2 protein-coding genes and 1 pseudogene are annotated in these 2022 nt (G+C 72.1%); all 3 read left to right on the top strand.

The features are described 5' to 3' along the window. Positions 1 to 141: pseudogene (locus tag ACLEQD_RS42150) on the top strand (ABC transporter ATP-binding protein); the annotation flags it as partial. A 62-nt stretch (positions 142 to 203) separates the two neighbouring features. Continuing rightward, positions 204 to 1661 (top strand): ABC transporter permease, encoded by a 1458-nt coding sequence (locus ACLEQD_RS42145; protein ID WP_410391587.1) that lies wholly within the window; start codon positions 204 to 206, stop codon positions 1659 to 1661. Next, positions 1658 to 2022 (top strand): DUF58 domain-containing protein (locus ACLEQD_RS42140; protein WP_410391585.1); only part of this gene is annotated, 365 nt, incomplete at its 3' end. The genes ACLEQD_RS42145 and ACLEQD_RS42140, both read left to right, overlap by 4 nt.

Raw genomic sequence — 2022 nt, 5'->3', positions numbered from 1 at the left:
GGGCCGGCGCAGGCGGAGGCCGCCGCGGCGGTGCTGCTCGCGGCGCTGGTGGCGCAGGGGCTGCCGGTGTGCGCGTTCAGCCCGCGCGAGCGCAACCTGGAGGACGCGTTCATGACGGTGACGAAGGGGAGGGTGGCGTGAGCACGCAAGCGAGTCCCGCGTCGGGTGCGACCGAAGCCGCCCCCTCGCCCGGTGTCCCCGCCATGACGTCCGACCGCTGGGAGCGGTGGGGCGACCGGCTCAACCCGCTGGTGGTCAAGGAGGTGCGGCAGGGGCTGCGCACGCGCGTGTTCTGGGTGTGCTTCGGGCTGTTGCTCGCGGCGTGCCTGGTGCTGTCGCTCATCGCGTTCGGCAACACGCACGCCAGCACGTACACGCGCGAGGGGCGCACGTACTTCTACTCCTTCTTCGTGTGCCTGGCGCTGGTGCACTTCGGCGTCATCCCCTTCAACGCGTACCGCTCCCTGGCGCGCGAGCGCGAGGACGAGACGTGGTCGCTGCTCCTGCTCACGGGGCTGGGGCCCCGGCGCATCCTGGGCGGGAAGGTGGCGTCGTTCCTGGTGCAGGCGGCGCTGTACGCGTCGGCGGTGGGGCCGTTCCTGTTGTTCAGCTACTTCCTCAACGGCATCGACCTGCCCACCATCCTGATGGTGCTGCTGATGGGCGGAGCGTGGCTGGTGTTCCTCACGCTCGTGTCGGTGTGCGCGGCGACGCTGGCGGACAGCCGGATGGGGCGGGCCGCGGTGCGGCTGGGGCTGGTGGGCGTGCTGGTGGTGACGTTCTTCCAGACGCTGACGCTCACGTTCGTGGTGACGCAGGAGCGCGGCAGCGGGTTCTCGTTCGACCGGGACTTCTTCCTCGGGCTGGGCGCGGCGTTCTGGCTGCTGGTGTCGGACGGGTGGTTGATGTTCGAGACGGCGGTGTCGCGGCTGTCGCTCGTGACGGAGGACTACACGCGCCATCCCCGGCGGGCGCTGGTGGTGCAGGTGCTCCTGACGTTCGTGGGGATGACGGCGGTGTGGTGGTTCATGGACAGGGACGACGACATCCCCGGCGTGATGGGCATCCTCGGCGGCCTGCACCTCATCTTCGCCAGCCTCTTCATGGCGACGGACGTGGACGGGCAGTCGCGGCCCCTGCGCGCGGGCACGCGGGTCTGGTCGCTGTTCAAGCCCGGGGCGCTGCGTGGCTTCAGGCTGTCGGTGCTGCTGCTGCTGGGCTGGGCGGCCGGGTGCGCGGTGCTGCTGCTGCTGTCGGACGGCTCCACGGGGAGCCTGCGGATGGGGATGGCGCTGGTGGCGCTGGCGCTCTACGGGGTGCTGTACCTGGCGGTGGCGCTGCTGCTGGGGCGGATGCCGCGCTCGGGGCGGTTCGCGTCACCGGTGGCGGTGCGGTTGCTCTTCATCGTGGCGGGGACGCTTGGAGCCGGGGCGCCGCCGCTGCTGGCGGTGTTCCTGGACCTGGAGGGGAGCGATGAGTTGCTCAACCTGCTCAACCCGGTGCTGGGGACGGTGAACTTCGGCAGGTACGACTACAGCGACCCGAGCGGCCTCAAGATGCCGCCGGAGTTGCTGTTGTGCGTGGCGCTGGTGGCGCTCCTGGCGGCGTTCGCGGCGGACCGGGTGCTTGCTGCACGCGAGCGGCGGGCCCATCAGCAGTGAGCGCGAGGCTGGATGAGGCGGAGGTGGCGCGGCTGGCGCCGGGGTTGACCCTGGCCTTGCCGCGCCTGCCGCAGCGGGGACGGGTGGGCGAGGTGCGCGCCACGTCCGCGGGCAGCGCGATGGAGCTGCACGACTTCCGCGCGTACCAGCCGGGGGATGACCTGCGGCAGCTGGACTGGAACGCGGTGGCGCGCACGGGGGAGTTGGTGTTGCGCGTGCGCCAGGACGAGGTGTCGCCGCGCGTGGAGGTGCTGCTGGACGGTTCGCGCAGCATGGGGCTGTCGCCGCGCAAGGCGGCGGGGGCGCGCGAGGTGGCGCTGCTGACGGTGGAGGTGGGCGGGCGGCAGGGGCTGACGCCGAC

Source organism: Corallococcus sp. 4LFB (assembly GCF_046520365.1).
Lineage (GTDB): Bacteria > Myxococcota > Myxococcia > Myxococcales > Myxococcaceae > Corallococcus > Corallococcus caeni.
The sequence above is the reverse complement of the archived record's forward strand: the minus strand, read 5'-3'. Positions and strand labels throughout refer to the sequence as shown.

What these genes read in the sequence shown, in the direction of transcription:
- ACLEQD_RS42145 (WP_410391587.1), top strand. Translation starts at nt 204, where the DNA reads ATGACGTCCGACCGCTGGGAGCGGTGGGGCGACCGGCTCAACCCGCTG.